This window comes from Streptomyces sp. NPDC111802, assembly GCF_055634335.1.
Genome location: NZ_JBVKCZ010000013.1, coordinates 14,276 through 28,575 on the forward strand (window position 1 = coordinate 14,276; position 14,300 = coordinate 28,575).

18 protein-coding genes are annotated in these 14,300 nt (G+C 67.4%); 9 read left to right on the forward strand and 9 right to left on the reverse strand.

Going from position 1 to position 14,300, the window contains the following annotated elements:
- Window positions 1-33: 33 nt before the first annotated feature.
- The 6 genes from ACZ7NC_RS16195 to ACZ7NC_RS16220 are packed head-to-tail and all read right to left on the reverse strand — an operon-like array spanning window position 34 to window position 3,094.
- Window positions 34-345 carry a hypothetical protein gene (locus tag ACZ7NC_RS16195; RefSeq protein ID WP_471488712.1) on the reverse strand — a complete coding sequence of 104 codons (312 nt, stop codon included), beginning with the start codon at window positions 343-345 and terminating at the stop codon, window positions 34-36.
- Window positions 345-701, reverse strand: a complete 357-nt coding sequence (locus ACZ7NC_RS16200) for an RRQRL motif-containing zinc-binding protein (protein ID WP_471488714.1) — start codon at window positions 699-701, stop codon at window positions 345-347. Before ACZ7NC_RS16200 ends, ACZ7NC_RS16195 begins: the two co-directional genes overlap by 1 nt.
- Window positions 701-1,711, reverse strand: coding sequence for a DUF2637 domain-containing protein (locus ACZ7NC_RS16205; RefSeq protein ID WP_471488716.1), 1,011 nt, complete (start codon window positions 1,709-1,711; stop codon window positions 701-703). The genes ACZ7NC_RS16200 and ACZ7NC_RS16205 overlap by 1 nt, the downstream gene beginning before the upstream one ends.
- Window positions 1,708-2,241 carry a hypothetical protein gene (locus ACZ7NC_RS16210; RefSeq protein ID WP_471488718.1) on the reverse strand — a complete coding sequence of 178 codons (534 nt, stop codon included), beginning with the start codon at window positions 2,239-2,241 and terminating at the stop codon, window positions 1,708-1,710. The genes ACZ7NC_RS16205 and ACZ7NC_RS16210 overlap by 4 nt, the downstream gene beginning before the upstream one ends.
- Window positions 2,238-2,834, reverse strand: coding sequence for a hypothetical protein (locus ACZ7NC_RS16215; RefSeq protein WP_471488720.1), 597 nt, complete (start codon window positions 2,832-2,834; stop codon window positions 2,238-2,240). The genes ACZ7NC_RS16210 and ACZ7NC_RS16215 overlap by 4 nt, the downstream gene beginning before the upstream one ends.
- Entirely contained in the window at window positions 2,831-3,094 is a 264-nt protein-coding gene (locus ACZ7NC_RS16220; protein WP_471488722.1) for a DUF6284 family protein, read from the reverse strand. Before ACZ7NC_RS16220 ends, ACZ7NC_RS16215 begins: the two co-directional genes overlap by 4 nt.
- Before the next feature lie 543 nt (window positions 3,095-3,637).
- Here ACZ7NC_RS16220 and ACZ7NC_RS16225 point away from each other — a divergent pair.
- From ACZ7NC_RS16225 to ACZ7NC_RS16240, 4 genes are all read left to right on the forward strand, one after another.
- On the forward strand, window positions 3,638-4,021 hold the full coding sequence (locus ACZ7NC_RS16225; protein ID WP_471488724.1) for a GntR family transcriptional regulator: 384 nt from the start codon (window positions 3,638-3,640) through the stop codon (window positions 4,019-4,021).
- 153 nt (window positions 4,022-4,174) lie between these two features.
- Window positions 4,175-4,960, forward strand: a complete 786-nt coding sequence (locus ACZ7NC_RS16230) for an aminotransferase class IV family protein (RefSeq protein ID WP_471488726.1) — start codon at window positions 4,175-4,177, stop codon at window positions 4,958-4,960.
- A 52-nt stretch (window positions 4,961-5,012) separates the two neighbouring features.
- Complete coding sequence (locus tag ACZ7NC_RS16235) at window positions 5,013-5,948, forward strand: SUMF1/EgtB/PvdO family nonheme iron enzyme (RefSeq protein ID WP_471488728.1); 936 nt, start codon at window positions 5,013-5,015, stop codon at window positions 5,946-5,948.
- Between the two features lie 316 nt (window positions 5,949-6,264).
- Window positions 6,265-6,687, forward strand: a complete 423-nt coding sequence (locus ACZ7NC_RS16240) for a hypothetical protein (RefSeq protein ID WP_471488730.1) — start codon at window positions 6,265-6,267, stop codon at window positions 6,685-6,687.
- A gap of 14 nt (window positions 6,688-6,701) precedes the next feature.
- Here the strand turns inward: ACZ7NC_RS16240 and ACZ7NC_RS16245 are convergent, their stop codons facing one another.
- The 3 genes from ACZ7NC_RS16245 to ACZ7NC_RS16255 form a co-directional block, all read right to left on the reverse strand.
- Window positions 6,702-7,964, reverse strand: coding sequence for a hypothetical protein (locus ACZ7NC_RS16245; RefSeq protein WP_471488732.1), 1,263 nt, complete (start codon window positions 7,962-7,964; stop codon window positions 6,702-6,704).
- 525 nt (window positions 7,965-8,489) lie between these two features.
- Window positions 8,490-8,921 (reverse strand): hypothetical protein, encoded by a 432-nt coding sequence (locus ACZ7NC_RS16250; RefSeq protein ID WP_471488734.1) that lies wholly within the window; start codon window positions 8,919-8,921, stop codon window positions 8,490-8,492.
- A 201-nt stretch (window positions 8,922-9,122) separates the two neighbouring features.
- Complete coding sequence (locus tag ACZ7NC_RS16255) at window positions 9,123-9,989, reverse strand: bifunctional DNA primase/polymerase (protein ID WP_471488736.1); 867 nt, start codon at window positions 9,987-9,989, stop codon at window positions 9,123-9,125.
- A 377-nt stretch (window positions 9,990-10,366) separates the two neighbouring features.
- Here ACZ7NC_RS16255 and ACZ7NC_RS16260 point away from each other — a divergent pair, with 377 nt between their 5' ends.
- The 5 genes from ACZ7NC_RS16260 (at window position 10,367) to ACZ7NC_RS16280 (ending at window position 14,243) form a co-directional block, all read left to right on the forward strand.
- Window positions 10,367-10,693, forward strand: a complete 327-nt coding sequence (locus ACZ7NC_RS16260; protein WP_471488738.1) for a hypothetical protein — start codon at window positions 10,367-10,369, stop codon at window positions 10,691-10,693.
- Between the two features lie 202 nt (window positions 10,694-10,895).
- Window positions 10,896-11,948 carry a bifunctional MaoC family dehydratase N-terminal/OB-fold nucleic acid binding domain-containing protein gene (locus tag ACZ7NC_RS16265; RefSeq protein WP_471488740.1) on the forward strand — a complete coding sequence of 351 codons (1,053 nt, stop codon included), beginning with the start codon at window positions 10,896-10,898 and terminating at the stop codon, window positions 11,946-11,948.
- Window positions 11,945-12,364: a MaoC family dehydratase gene (locus ACZ7NC_RS16270; RefSeq protein WP_471488742.1), complete on the forward strand. Its 420-nt coding sequence runs from the start codon at window positions 11,945-11,947 to the stop codon at window positions 12,362-12,364. The genes ACZ7NC_RS16265 and ACZ7NC_RS16270 overlap by 4 nt, the downstream gene beginning before the upstream one ends.
- On the forward strand, window positions 12,361-13,527 hold the full coding sequence (locus tag ACZ7NC_RS16275) for a lipid-transfer protein (RefSeq protein WP_471488744.1): 1,167 nt from the start codon (window positions 12,361-12,363) through the stop codon (window positions 13,525-13,527). The genes ACZ7NC_RS16270 and ACZ7NC_RS16275 overlap by 4 nt, the downstream gene beginning before the upstream one ends.
- Window positions 13,528-13,673: 146 nt before the next feature.
- On the forward strand, window positions 13,674-14,243 hold the full coding sequence (locus tag ACZ7NC_RS16280) for a SigE family RNA polymerase sigma factor (RefSeq protein WP_471488746.1): 570 nt from the start codon (window positions 13,674-13,676) through the stop codon (window positions 14,241-14,243).
- Window positions 14,244-14,300 lie beyond the last annotated feature (57 nt).

Below are 14,300 nucleotides of genomic sequence, written 5' to 3' on the forward strand. Positions count from 1 at the left end.
CGGGCCGCCTACGGCTCCCGCCCTGCTGCGCCCTCACTTGCCCTTCGGGCGGGCGAGTTTGAGGGTGATGCCACCGATGCCGATGGGCCCGGCGGTCTGAGCGATGACGGTGACGGTGTGCGCGGCCGCATCGAGCAGCGCGCACAGCGCGGCCACCAGCCCCCAACAGCCCACGGCAGCCGCGCCGGCGACGACGATCGGGTACAGGTAGTGGCGCAGCGGCCGGCCGGTCGAGTCAGTGGTGTGGACGACGATGACGACGGGCTGTCCGCTTGCCTCCGCGCGGCGGTAGACATCCGCTGGGACGTGCGGGGCGATGATCCCCGGCGGGTCGCGGTGGGACATCAGCCCTCCTTGGCTGGGTTGGCGGGCACGGGACAGTCGGGAAATGCGCAGGTAGAGCACATGCCGAGCGAGGGAGGGATGACGTATCCCGCATCCCGCCGGCACTCGGGGCACATGCGGCGGGCGGCGTTGGCCTTGGCCAGGGCCGCCCACCGGGCCGGAGTCATCGGACGCACCGGCTTCGCCGCATCGATGCGGTAGAGGTAGGCGATCAGCGGGCCCCGGCGGCGCCGGGGCCGTTCGAGCTGAGCGGCCACCCCTTGGCCGCCGGGACGGAGTCCACGGGCGCGGAGTTGGCGGTAGGTGGCGTAGCCGTCCGGGGCGAGCCGCCACCGGAAGACGGGCAGGGCGGCCATCACTGGCCTGCGATCGCGAGCTCAGCGCGGTGGTCCGTGCTGGGGTCGCGGTGGTCGGCGTAGCGGTGGGAGACCCAGCCGACCGACCAGCCGCACAGCTCCGCAGCCGACCGCACCGACAGGCCCGCCTCGCACGCGGCGGCCACGATCCGACGCGCCTCTTCCTCCGGCAGCTTGGTCTCCGCCGGGCCACGCTCCAGCAGCGCGGCGCGTTCACGGTCCGCACGCTCCTCGCGTTCACGGCGTTCACGCTCCGCCCTCTGAGCGTGCTCGCGCTGCTCGGCTTCGGCCCGCTGCTGGGCCTGCTGTTCACGCGCCAGCCGCTCCTGTTCACGCTGTTCACGCTCGCGTTCACGGCGTTCACGAATCTCCCGCTCGGCAGCCTCGGCACGCTCGCGGGCTTCACGCTCCTCATGGCGCCGGCGCTCTTCGCGCTCGGCTGCCTCACGGGCCAAAGCGGCTTCGTGTTCACGCTGTTCACGCGCCAGCATCGCGGCGTGCTCGCGCTCCTCGCGAGCCTCGGCACGGGCCCGCTCGGCACGCTCGCGGGCCACCTGCTCCCGCCGTTCCCGCTCCGCCTGCTGCTCGGCTTCCAGAGCCGCCACGGCGCGGGCGATGGCCCGCCGATAGGCCAGACTCGTCTCCGCCGTGACGATCAGCAGCAGCGGCGCAACCGAGTGCACAGCCACGCCCACCAGGTCTTTCTTCAACGCGGAGTCAGCCGTGTTGAGGGCGAGCGTCATGAGCCCAGTCATCCACCGCAGGATGATCGGCCAGCTTCCGCCGTGCCCGCCCAGGCGGGCCAGGACGTCATCGAGCTTGACCACGATGACCACGGCCGCATCCACCACAAGCGGCAGGATCGGAGCCGTCCAGTCCCACTCATCGGCCGTGTGCGCGGCCATCAGCGGCGTCACGGTGAGGATCGAGTAGAGCATCGCCCCGCACACGATCAACCACGTACCGCCCGACAGGGCCCGCTCCGCTGAACGGGTCTGAACACTGTTCACGCCGCCTCCCCGATCGGCTTCGGAGCGGGCAGGGACGCGCGGCGAAACCCGTTGGACACGGCGTCGTAGATGAACGCCATGCACATCCACTCGCACTCGGACGGAGAGCGTTCACGCGCGCCCACCCACGCGGTCCCGGCGGGTACTCCGTGCGTGGCGGTGTCCGCGTAGAGGTCCTCGCGGGAGGCGTAGATGGTGTGCGGCTCGCCGTAGTGCAGCAGCACCGACAGCGTCCGCCCCTCCAGCGACGCGCCCTCCAGCTCCTCACACAGCCGCCGGATCTCGATGTCCTTCAGCAATAGATCCTGCTGCGCGGCGGACAGCTCCTCCATGGCGAGCGACAGGACGACGCCCACCTCGGAGGTCGCCGCCTCCGCACGCTCCGCACGATCGGTGGCGACGTACAGCTCCCGTACGTGCCGGCCGAACGCCTCATTCGCCGCCGCGCTGGTCTGCCGGGCGTGCTCGTGGGTGGCGCGGGCGTCGTGCTCAAGCTGAGCGATGCGGGCCCGGGTGACGATGCGGATCATGCCGCACCTCCGATCAGCGGCGGGTTGCCCAGGCCGGTCAGGGCGGCGATCTCGTCGCCGGTCAGCACGGTGCGCTCGTCCATGGCGTGTGCCACGGCGCGGATCTCCCACCACAGGTGGTCCACCTTGCGGCGGGCCATGCCCTGCACCATCCCCCACGACTTGCCCCCCTGCGGGACGTGGTCGCGACCGAGGCAGTAGCCGAACTCCGAGAGCACGTCGATGGCCAGCTCACGGTCATGATCGGCGGTGCACGCGGCGGCGCGCTCCGGAGTCCACAGCCCGTAGGCCATGAGGTAGCGCACGTGGGCGATCTCTCCGGCCGCGCACTGCGCGGCGTACTGCCAGGGCGGGGTGCCGTGCGCCTGGTGCGCGGTGTTGCCGGTGACGCCCCAACGGCCGGGCTCCGGCTGCCACGTGATGACCTCGGACGTGACGACGTGCACGCCATAGGCCAGGGACAGCACCGCGTGCCCGGACTCATGGAAGGCCATGCCCAAGCGGGCCTCCGCGTAGGTCAGCGGCATGTCGAGCAGGGGGCGCGGCGCGCCGGTGTGGTCAGCGAGGAACTCGGGAGCGGGAGCCATGGTCATGCCGCACCCCCGGCGGCGGCCTTGGTGCCCTTGTTGGCGAGCGTCCGGCGGGCGGTGAGCAGGCGGCGCCGCGCGCGGCGGATGCGCTGCCGGTCCAGCTCGGACGGGATCCGGTCCAGGGTGATGATCTGCGCGTCCAGCAGGTCGACCTCCGCCAGGATGACGGGCATCTCCTGCTCGATCTCGTTCAACTCGGCCGCCGTAGGCCCGTCGAATCCGTCGCGGGTAACAGCCGCCCTAACAGCACCGATGTGCCACATGGGTCGTGGTCCTCTCACAGTGGAACGGCCCGAACAGCACCCCCGGAGTAGCCGCTTCGGGGGTGCGCGCCGTTGTGGTGGAAGGCCGCGCACGCTTCGCGCGGCACGGCCGCATATGGCGGCCGGAGTGCCCCGGACCGGACTCGAACCGGTCAGGCTGCCTGCGGGGCTCCGCGATCTTTGCCCTTGTCTCACCGCACGTGTGGGTCACTTGTCCGCCCTGTAGGGACGGCATGGGAGAAGGTGCTTGCTGCTCGTGCGGCAGGGCCTACGGCTTGTCGCTGTTGCCTGAATGCTTCTGACGGCCGCTCTTCCCGTGTGCAGGTTGCGGTGCGCCCTCTGTTCAGTTCTCAACCAAATGACGCTGCCTTCGTACTCACCCCCGCGGGCTTTCCTCCGGGCGTCTCCCCAGGTCACAGGACTCGGAGAAGGAAGCGACCTAGGTCGCTTTCGTTGATGTGAAAGCTACCTAGGTCGCTTCTGGGTCGTCAAGTGCCCGCGCGACCCTAATTTCGAGTGACCTAGGTCAAGTACGCTCTTGGCGTGGACTCACAGCAGACGAGGAAGCCCAACGCCCGCGAAATCGCCGCCAGAATCAGAGGCGAGATCGCGGCAGGGACGTTCGGCCCTGGGGATCGTCTTCCCGCCGGCCGGGGCTACGCCAAGAAGCTCGGCGTGTCCCTGATGACCGTGCAGAACGCCTACGCGCAGCTCCGGGAAGAGGGACTGGTGGAAGGCGTCTCGGGGAGTGGCACTTACGTCCGCGACACCGTCCCCGGCGAACCGGGGCCCCGGGAGGCGGCTCAGCACCTGACCGACCTGCAAGCCGAGGTCGCGCGCATCTCGACCGAACTGGCCGGCCTCGTCGAGCGCGTCCAGCAGCTTGAGGCGGCCGTGGGTCCCACTAAGGGGAACTCCGGCGGCTAGCGTCTCTCGCGGTGTGCTTGTCGTCATGCGTCTAGCGTGTCCCGGCGAGCGCGCCGTGAGTACGTACTCCCGCCGCCGTCGTACCGAACTAATCCGAACTTTTGGCTCTAGATGGGGTGTTGGCGCAGCCTGAGCGGCTGCAAGACTGGTCGCATGGCCGAACTCAACGGAAAACCCGTCACCCTAGACGACCTCCAGAGCCTCGCCCTCACGAACTACGGGCACTTCACGTCGATGCGGATGGAGGACGGCACTGTCCGGGGCCTGTCGCTCCACTTGGACCGCCTGGTGCGCGATTGCCGCATCGTGTTCGGTGTCGAGTTGGACCGAGAGCGGACACTGAACTACATCCGGAAGGCAGCCGCCGGGGTCACCGGGGTCGCCGGCCTCCGCGTCACGGTCTTCGATCCCGCGATCGACATGGGGCGCCCTAGCAGCGCCAAAGACCCACACATTCTTGTCAACCTGCGGCCCGGGGGCGCCATGCCGCCGCCGCCCCTAACCGCCAAGACATTCAGCTTCACCCGCGACAACGCGCAGGTGAAGCACATTGGCCTTTACCCCCAGCTCCGGATTCGCCGTGACGCCCAGCTCGCCGGGTTCGACGACGCTGTGTTCGTCGAGCCGGACGGTCGGGTCTCCGAGGGGGGTACGTGGAACCTGGGCTTCGTGGATCGGGACGGGACAGTCATCTGGCCTGAGGCTCCTGTACTTCCTGGCACGACGATGCTGCTGCTCCAGGGCCTCGTTGCTCCGAAGCAGATCACCACCCCGGTGCGGCTCGCTGACGTCCCGAACATGGCGGCCGCATTCGCAACGAACGTGACGATCGGCGTGCGCTCAGTCAGCGCGCTCGATGACGTGCAGTTCCCGCATGACCACCCCGTGCTTGCAGCGCTGCGTGACGCCTACGTCGGTATCCCCGGCGAGCGCCTGTAGATGCGTGCCGCCGTCCCTCACCAGGGGCGGCGACTCACGACAGAGGTAGCCCATGCCACTCGTTACGAAATGGACCGGACGTGAAGTCAAGGCCCTGCGCGAAGCCGTGCGCATGAGCCTTATGGAGTTTGCCGAGAAGCTCGGGGTATCCGATCGCATCGTTTCTCGGTGGGAGGCCGACGGTGAACAAGCGTCCCTCCGTATGGTGAACCAGGCCGCCTTGGATACCTTGCTTGCCAAAGCCGACCAGGACGCCCAAGGACGCTTCGTCGGCATCTTGGCGGTGGATGACGTCCCTGCCCACGCCATCATCGAGCCTGACGGCGACCAGACGAGCAGCGGCGAATACGTGAAGCATCCCGGCGACGGAAAACTCATGGCGCACGTCCCGGAAGGAATCTTCCTGTCCGGGGAAAACGATGAACCCGTGTGGGTGGACGAATTCCACATAGACACGTTTCCGACGACCAACGCCGATTACGCGCGGTTCTGTGCGGCCACTGGGCACGCCGTGCCTGAGCACTGGGAGAACGGCCGATGTCCCCGCGACCTGTACGACCACCCTGTCGTGCACGTGACTTGGCGAGATGCGCAGGCATACGCGGAGTGGGCGGGGAAGTCGCTACCCACGGCCGAGCAGTGGGAGAAGGCGGCGCGTGGTACCTCCGGGCGTACTTTCCCATGGGGGGATCAGAAGACCGCCGCCAAGTGCAACGTTCGGGAGACTGGCGTGGAGCGTACGACGTCCGTCTCTCGGTACCACAGCGGCGTTTCGCCCTACGGGGTCTACGACATGGTGGGCAATGTGTGGGAATGGCTCGCGACGCCGACCATGTCGGGGCGGTACGAACTCCGTGGCAGCGCCTTCACGAGCCCTCTGTTCCGGGGAGTGCCAGCCATTCCCAATGACGCCAACGACACTATGCACGACGACGACACTGGGTTCCGTTGCGTGGCGACACCAGAGCAAATGCGCTCCCGCAAGTGACGCGATCTATCGGGCAGGCGTTTGACCATTGGGGCGATATCAGGAAGGTTGGTTCTATGGGATCTCTCGCCACCAAGGGATTCGGAATCGATAGGGGGTGGGTTATTTGTCTATATCCTGGAGCACCCTATCGGCCAGCGCTGGCGTCGCCGCAGCAGTATCCATCGTCGTCGAGTTAACGGCAAAGCCCTGGACCGAACGGCGTAAAGAGCGCCTTTTGCGGTTGGCTCGCGACAGGGACGAGCAGATTGCTCAGCTGGCCTACTTGGAAGCTAAGTATCGAACGGCCCCGCATAGACTCGGGACAGTGTGGGACGTGAACTCGCTGCTGCGGGAATTGGATGAAGATCTGGCCAAATATAGCAACCAGCACCTTTTAGTGGGTGACTGGGCTAGTAAGCCCGTTAGAGATCTCCTGTCCATAGGTCTGGGGGTGACGCGCGGCATGGTCGCCGCTTCGGTCGTCGTGGTGGATTATGCGCGGGAGACGATGGGCGAGGGCACGGCAACCGAGAAGTATGCGCGAGATAGCGCAAAGGCGGGACTGAAGTTGGCAAATGGATTTTTCGACATACCGTTGCAATACGCGCTGACGCCGAGATGGAAAGTTCGCAAGCGCGCCACGTTGTCAAAACAGGCGAAGAGCATCGTTCGAAACCGTGACAGTTTCGTACGAGAAACCATTGCGCGGAATCAGGCGGAAATTCTGGCGGCAAGGCGCTCAGGGCAGGGGAGTTGACAGAGCGGACGAGGCTAGGCCGTGGCTGGCGGGTAGATTTGTGGATACCCCACGACGGAGGAAAATGGCCCCTTCAAGTACCCGAGAATGGCTGCGCGCGTGAGATCGGACAGCAGCGCGAACCGCATACTTCCGGGATCACTGGCGGCAGTGAGAGCACCACTGCTTGAAAGTCCAATACCCGTGTGCGTAGGTACGGAGCGCATGGTGTAGAGCTGATCCAGCAAGGCGTAGCGACGCTTGGACGGGCTACCTTTCAGCTTCAACCCAAACGCGACCTCTACGTTAGGGTGCGCCATAAGCTCATTGACCGTGTCTGGGCAGAGTTGTTGAACCCCTTTGATGAATCGCTTGGTCACCTTCTCCTTACCCCATTCCTGGTGGGGGGCGATCAATGCTTCAATTGCTGAGATGAAGAGCATAGTGGCAACATCGGCGCTGCTTTGGGTCAGTGCACTGTGATACGAAAGCAGAGCTCTTTGGGCTCGTATCGTGGCTCCTGTGCCGCCCAGCGCTGCGAGGTCACCAAAGATGTCAAGTGAAATTCTGTTGCGAGCCAATGTGAGGATGCTTGGGTCGCGTTGGCTTGACTTCGCTTCCTCGGCTACCTCCTCTGTGGCCGGGAAGGTTGTTGCGGCAGGCGGAAGGTTAACCACTCTGCCCAAGGCCAGTGTGCAGATGGACGCTACTGTCTCGGCTATTCCAGCCGCAGTACGGCGCGATAGATCTCCGGCTGATGGTCCAGGACTGAAGATGAGCGCCCGAATGCTGGTCTCGGGCGCAAAGAGCATTTGGGTACCTGGCACGTCTGGAGGAGCCTCAGTAAACTCCAACAACACACGGTCGCATAGGCGTCGCTTTCCGACGATTCTTACTTGGTCCCCCAGCACCCGCATGAGTTGGAAGAATAGCCCCGAGTCGATCCCGATTGTCGCAGTCTTCATGCCGACCTCGTAAACGACATCGGGTCCGAAATCTTGGGCAGCCGCCTTAGTCAACGCCTCTTCGATGACAGGAACGACCACTCCCTCGTCCAGCAGGCTGGTAGTGGTCAGCGTCCACCTATCCCAGGTTTTCGTCGTTTCCAATATGAAGTGGCTACTCGTCACGTCACCGAATGTGTACGTCTGGCCGCCGTCGCTCGATCCACCTGAGCCCGTGGACGTAAGGCCAAGATGATCGGCGGAAATGGCTCCAACCCATTGAACAAAAAGGAGGGCGGTGATCTCAGAAGGAAGTTGATTTGCAGGAAGATGGAAGATGTAAGTGCTTGCCATTTTGATTTTACTCCCGTGGAGAGCCGCTGGCGAGCGCATAGTCGTCGGCGTAGGTGGATCGCGCTTCACGAGCCCCTTTCGGGCGCGCCCCCTGTTCCCAAAGACGCCAACGACACGGTGTATGAGGACGACACCGGGTTCCGTTGCGTGGCGTCGCCTGAGCAGAGGTGACCCCCGCAAGGGATGACGGCACGGGGCCAAACTCCGGACCCATGGGCCATGTGTGGGCCAGGTCCCCTCTTGCGGGAGCTGATATGGCCCCTGACCAGCACGTTAGTGCTGCATGCTTGACGCTCTTGAAAACCGTCGTGGCAGCGATGTCACCGTGGGTTCAAATCCCACACCCACCGCACACGCCTGAAGGGGGCGCCTCTCACTCAGGGGCGCCCCTTCCGCGTGGCCGGCGCGGGCCCGTCACTGTTCGGGCAGCCGGGCAGCCCGCAGCAACCGCAACTGCCCGGTCTCCGCGACGCGACGTTCGACGTCCGGCCAGGGGAACGGCGTCGTGGCGTCCAGGTCGGTGCGCTACAGCTCGTAGTCCCGGGCCAGCCCCTCCCAGTCGACCTCCCGCAGCGCGTCCTCCGCGTCGCAATCGGCCGGGACGCGCGTGGTGGGCTGGAACCAGATGATCGTGAGGGCGGAGCGGTGCAGAACCGGGTCGTGGTCGGGGTCGAGGGCCGTGGAGCGGAAGGCGCCCACGCAGGCCACGCGTGGCAGCACCTCGACCGGACCGAACGCGCCCGCGTACTGGTCGGGATACTCGCGCGGCGGCGGCACGAGGTGCACCGGCGTGGAGGGATGGTCTCCCTCCGCGGCGCGGACGAGGCTCCTGATCTTCATGTCATTGACCAGCTTGCAGGGGTAGCCCTCCAGCATCCCGCCGTACGTCGAGGAGAACCGCAGCTCGGAGAGCTCGAGCGTACGGCCGGACGTGAGGACGATGCGAGCCAGCGACATGGTCGGCACTCTAGGGCGGTGGTGCATCGAGCTCCCGTGAATTTCCGGGCCGGTCGGTCGCCTGACTCGGTCAGGGTCGGTCGCCTGTATCTGCCAGACGTATCTGTCAGACGTATCTGTCGGATGTATTTGTCGGATGTATCTGTCAGAGGGGCAGGTCGCCAGGTCTGTCTGTGACCTCTCTCAGGGCTCAGGGCTTCCTCAGGGCCGATGCCCCGTCATCCGCGCAGCCGACGCGATCGTCGTGCGGGCCTCTCGTTCGGTCAGGCCGGTGTTGAGGGCCGCCTCGACCAGGGGGTCGACGAGTGCGGGGCCGATGCCGTCCTCGTAGGCGCGGCAGGCGGCCCAGAACAGGCGGGTGTTGCGCTGGCCCTCGTGCGCGGCCAGCACGAACTGGACGAGTCCCTGGCCGTGGCCGCCGGTCGACGGGGGCGCGGGGTGGTGGGTGCGTGGTGGGGGGAGCAGAAGGCGCAGGAGGGCGCGCGGACAGGGCCCGGGGGCGATGTGGGAGGTACCGGGGGCGGTGCTGTAGACGCCGTGATCGGTGCGGGAGCCGGGGCCGACGAGGTAGCCGCCGGCGCCCCGGATGTCTATGCCGGGCGCGAGACGGCCCGCCGAGTTGGGGACGACGACGTCGGACGGGCCGGTCAGCCAGAGATGGCGGCCGCCGCTCGGCGTCAGCACGACCACTGTGGGCGGAATCGTGAACAGGTGGCGCAGTGCCAGTTCGCGCAGGGCGGCCGAGGAGTCCGTACCGGATTTGGTGTCGAGGTCGATGCCGATCAGGTGGTGCGGCGGCAGTCCGCACGCGATGCCGTAGCCCGTCGCCCAGGGGGCGGCGGCGAAGAGTTCGCGGATGCGGGCGGGGTCGGTTGAGGCGTCGTAGACGCCGTGTCCGAAGCGGCCGCACTCGCCGTGGCAGGGCGCCGGGTCGGGGTCGTCGCGGTGGGGGGAGCGCAGGGCCGGGAGCTTCGTCCGGGACAGGGGGATGACGGCCAGTCCGCGTTCGGCGGCTGACAGGGCGTGTGCGAGGGCCAGCGTCGTGGCCTGCCGGTCGGTGGTGGCCATGCTTCTATGTTCGTACGAGTGTTCGAAAAAGGAAAGAGGGAATCGCCCTGCCCCGCCGACGACTCGCCGGTCGTCGGAGATTGGCCGGAAGTGCGCCGGAACCTTTCCCCTCTTGTGCCGCTTGAGGTGGAGCTGTCCGTACTGCCCCTGTCTGGGAGTTGGAAGTGGCGAAAGGGGTTTATCGACTTGTCATCACGCTTGAGGGCGAATCAGGGCTTCCGGGGTGGTTCGCCGGGGATTCGGTGGGCAACTCTGATCTCGCGACGTCGTGAACGACTCCGGGGCGGCTGGCCAACTGCCTTGGGGAAAGCAGTACTTCATGCACCACCTATGCGTCCGGCGGGGAGCCTGGGCGCACCTGTTCTGGAGGAACAAACATGGCAAGCATCCGTACCGCCCGCGTCATCGCGGCCGTCTCCGCCCTTCCACTCGCGGTCGCCCTCTTCTCCGGCGTCGCGACGGCGGACAACGGCGCCATCGCGGACGACGGATCCAGCGCGGCTGTCACCAACGCCGCTCAGGGCCTCGTCGGCAGCGGGGTCGGCGGCGACAACTGGGGCAACTCGTCCACGACCCAGCAGCAGGCGACCGGCTCCGGTGCCTCGAACCAGAGCAACACCGCCCAGGTCAACGGTTCCGCCTTCACCTCGGTCAACCAGGGCAACGACAACACGGCCGTCAACTTCACTCCGCTCTGGTGGTGAGCTGAGGGGGTCGGTGCCCCTGTGCTCAGGCATCGGCCCCCTCGGAACTGTGGGTGTGCTGTGGGGTGTAACGCGTCTGCGCGGCGGTACTTCGGTACCGCCGCGCAGGCGTTTTCGTGTCGCCGTCCGGCGGTTCCCGATGGCCTTGACAGTGTGCCGTATCTGACGGACAGTCAGAAACCTTCCTGGGGCAGGAGCGACGGTGAGCTACGGGCCGGGGGTGAGCCACGAGGTGGCAGCGGACGAGGAGTTCGAGACGCGGCTGAAGCTCTACGAGGGGCAGCCCGCCGCGGTGGCACGCGCGGGCAAGGACCCCGTCAACGCGCCCATGATCCGGCACTGGTGCGAGGCGATGGACGACACCAACGAGGCGTATACGGGACCGGACGCCGTCGCGCCGCCCACCATGCTCCAGGTGTGGACGATGGGCGGCCTCTCCGGCCATACGGGACGCGCACACGCGTACGACGAGCTGCTCGGCATGCTCGACGAGGCGGGCTACAGCTCGGTGGTCGCCACGGACTGCGAACAGGAGTATCTACGGCCCCTGCGGCCCGGGGACGAGATCACCTTCGACTCGGTGATCGAGTCGGTGTCGGAGCGGAAGTCGACGAAGCTGGGCACCGGGTACTTCGTCACGACCCGCATGGACATCCGCGTCGGCCCCGACCTCGCGGGCACCCACCGCTTCCGCATCCTCAAGTACGCGCCCCTCCGCCGGGCGGCCCAACCGGACGGCCAAGGGCAAGAGTCCCAGCCGGACCGGCGGCACAGGCTCTCCGAACAGGACCGGCCGCCGCGGCCCGCCCGCCCTCGCCCAGTCATCAACCGCGACAACGCCCGCTTCTGGGAGGCCGTCCAGCGGCACACCCTGCTCATCCAGCGCTGCACCGCTTGCGGCACCCTGCGCCACCCCTGGCTGCCCGGCTGCAACGCATGCGGCGGACTGGACTGGGACACGATCGAGGCGACCGGTGAGGGCACGGTCCATTCGTACGTCGTGATGCACCACCCCCCGTTCCCGGCCTTCGATCCGCCGTACGCGGTCGGCCTGATCGAACTGTCCGAGGGCGTGCGAATGATCGGCAACGTCCTGGGGGTGCCGTACGACAAGGTGCGGATCGGGCTGCCGGTGCGGCTCGAATTCCAGGAGTCCGACGGGGAGTTGGTGCTGCCGGTGTGGCGTGCTCAAGGCTCAAGGCACCGCTCAAGAAGGGACTGCTCAAGAAGGGACTGCTCAGGAGGGGACCTATGAACGCCGGTGACGAACTGCCCCCACTGGAGATCCCGATCACCCGCACCCTGATCGTCGCCGGCGCCATCGCCTCACGCGACTACCAGGACGTGCACCACGACGCGGAGTTGGCACGCCGGAAGGGCTCCCCCGACATCTTCATGAACATACTCACGACGAACGGCCTGGTCGGCCGCTACATCACCGACCACTTCGGACCGACAGCCGTACTGCGCAGGGTGGCGATACGACTCGGGGCGCCCAATTACCCGGGAGACACCATGGTGTTGACCGGCAGGGTCGAGGAGGTCGACGGCGACACGGCGACGGTACGGGTCGTCGGAGCCAACGGCATCGGCAAGCACGTGACCGGCACCGTGACGGTCACCGTGCCGGCGGGAGCGGCGGTCGGCGTGTTCGCGGAGGGCGCGGTATGAGCGTGCGCGAGCGGGACTCCCTCGGCGGTCGGGCGGCGATCGTCGGTGTCGGGGCCACCGAGTTCTCCAAGGACTCCGGGCGCAGCGAGCTTCGGCTGGCCGTGGAGGCGGTGCGGGCCGCGCTGGACGACGCGGGGCTGACGCCGGGGGACGTGGACGGGATGGTGACGTTCACGATGGACACCAACCCGGAGATCACCGTGGCGCAGGCGTGCGGGATGGGCGATCTGTCCTTCTTCTCCCGTGTCCACTACGGCGGCGGCGCGGCCTGCGCGACCGTCCAGCAGGCGGCGCTCGCGGTGGCGACGGGGGTCGCGGAGGTGGTGGTCTGCTACCGGGCGTTCAACGAGCGGTCGGGCCGGAGATTCGGCTCGGGCGTGCAGCACCGGGAGCCGTCGGCGGAGGGCGTGGCGCTGGGGTGGTCCCTGCCGTTCGGACTGCTCACCCCGGCCTCCTGGGTGGCGATGGCGGCTCAGCGCTATCTGCACACCTACGGGCTGACGCCGGAGGCGTTCGGGCATGTCGCGGTGCTGGACCGCAAGCACGCGGCGACCAACCCGGCCGCCTACTTCCACGGCAGACCCATCACCCTCGCCGACCACGCGGCCTCGCGCTGGATCGTCGAGCCGCTGCGACTGCTGGACTGCTGCCAGGAGACGGACGGCGGACAGGCGCTGGTCGTCACGTCCGTCGAGCGGGCCCGCGACCTGCCCCATCCGCCGGCGGTCATAGCGGCGGCGGCCCAGGGCGCCGGCCGGGGGCAGGAGCAGATGACGAGCTTCTACCGGGACGACCTCTCCGGCCTGCCGGAGATGGCCGTGGTGGCGCGGCAGCTGTGGCGGACTGCGGGGCTCGGGCCGGGGGAGATCGACGTGGGGATCCTCTACGACCATTTCACTCCGTTCGTGCTGATGCAGCTGGAGGAGTTCGGGTTCTGTGGAAGGGGGGAGGCCGCGGACTTCGTGGCCGGGGAGCGGCTGCCGCTCAACACACACGGGGGGCAGCTCGGGGAGGCGTATCTGCACGGGATGAACGGAATAGCGGAGGGAGTGAGGCAGGTGCGGGGGGCGTCCGTGAACCAGATACCCGGGGCCGCAAGGGTGCTGGTGACGGCCGGGACGGGGGTGCCGACGTCGGGGCTGGTGCTTGCTGCCGACGGGTGACCCCCAGGGGTAATCCCGCAGTACGGGTCCCTCGCTCGTCCACCTTCAGGAGGTGGAGTCAGCCCCACCCCTACAACCTGAGGCGGACGTTGCTTCGGCACCTGCGGCCGATCCGCGGAAGTAGGGGCCGCTCATAGCGTGGATCCATGACCACACCCGTCTGCACCAGCGCTGCCGAGGCCGCTACATCAGCGGGGCTTTCCCTTCCGAACGCGACGTATCCCTCCTTCACGTCGTACGTGCGGGCCCGCCAGCCGGTGCTGCTGCGTACCGCCCGCTCGCTCACCGCGAACCCGAGCGATGCGGAGGACCTGCTGCAGACCGCTCTCACCAAGACATACGTGGCCTGGGAGCGCATCGAGGACCATCGCGCGCTCGACGGCTATGTACGCAGGGCGCTGCTGAACACGCGGACGTCGCAGTGGCGCAAGCGCAAGGTCGACGAGTTCGCCTGCGACGAGCTGCCGGAGCCGGAGCCCATGCCGGGCCATGACCACGACCCGGCGGAGCAGCAGGCGCTGCACGATGCGATGTGGCGCGCGATCATGCGACTGCCGGCCCGGCAGCGGGCGATGGTGGTGCTGCGGTACTACGAGGACCTCAGCGAGGTCCAGACGGCCGAGGTGCTCGGGGTTTCCGTGGGCACGGTGAAGTCGGCGGTGTCGAGAGCGCTCGGGAAGCTGCGCGAGGACCCGGAGCTGGGGCTGGTCCGGTAGGAGCGGCACACGGTCGGCGGTGAGGCGTCCCACCGCCTCGCGGCACGGGCCCTCGCG

Coding starts and splice junctions, on each gene's coding strand:
- ACZ7NC_RS16220 (WP_471488722.1), bottom strand. CDS start 3,094: ATGTGGCACATCGGTGCTGTTAGGGCGGCTGTTACCCGCGACGGATTC.
- ACZ7NC_RS16200 (WP_471488714.1), bottom strand. CDS start 701: ATGGCCGCCCTGCCCGTCTTCCGGTGGCGGCTCGCCCCGGACGGCTAC.
- ACZ7NC_RS16280 (WP_471488746.1), top strand. CDS start 13,674: ATGACCACACCCGTCTGCACCAGCGCTGCCGAGGCCGCTACATCAGCG.
- ACZ7NC_RS16215 (WP_471488720.1), bottom strand. CDS start 2,834: ATGACCATGGCTCCCGCTCCCGAGTTCCTCGCTGACCACACCGGCGCG.
- ACZ7NC_RS16275 (WP_471488744.1), top strand. CDS start 12,361: ATGAGCGTGCGCGAGCGGGACTCCCTCGGCGGTCGGGCGGCGATCGTC.
- ACZ7NC_RS16195 (WP_471488712.1), bottom strand. CDS start 345: ATGTCCCACCGCGACCCGCCGGGGATCATCGCCCCGCACGTCCCAGCG.
- ACZ7NC_RS16245 (WP_471488732.1), bottom strand. CDS start 7,964: ATGGCAAGCACTTACATCTTCCATCTTCCTGCAAATCAACTTCCTTCT.
- ACZ7NC_RS16210 (WP_471488718.1), bottom strand. CDS start 2,241: ATGATCCGCATCGTCACCCGGGCCCGCATCGCTCAGCTTGAGCACGAC.
- ACZ7NC_RS16260 (WP_471488738.1), top strand. CDS start 10,367: ATGGCAAGCATCCGTACCGCCCGCGTCATCGCGGCCGTCTCCGCCCTT.
- ACZ7NC_RS16270 (WP_471488742.1), top strand. CDS start 11,945: ATGAACGCCGGTGACGAACTGCCCCCACTGGAGATCCCGATCACCCGC.
- ACZ7NC_RS16250 (WP_471488734.1), bottom strand. CDS start 8,921: ATGTCGCTGGCTCGCATCGTCCTCACGTCCGGCCGTACGCTCGAGCTC.
- ACZ7NC_RS16235 (WP_471488728.1), top strand. CDS start 5,013: ATGCCACTCGTTACGAAATGGACCGGACGTGAAGTCAAGGCCCTGCGC.
- ACZ7NC_RS16230 (WP_471488726.1), top strand. CDS start 4,175: ATGGCCGAACTCAACGGAAAACCCGTCACCCTAGACGACCTCCAGAGC.
- ACZ7NC_RS16255 (WP_471488736.1), bottom strand. CDS start 9,989: ATGGCCACCACCGACCGGCAGGCCACGACGCTGGCCCTCGCACACGCC.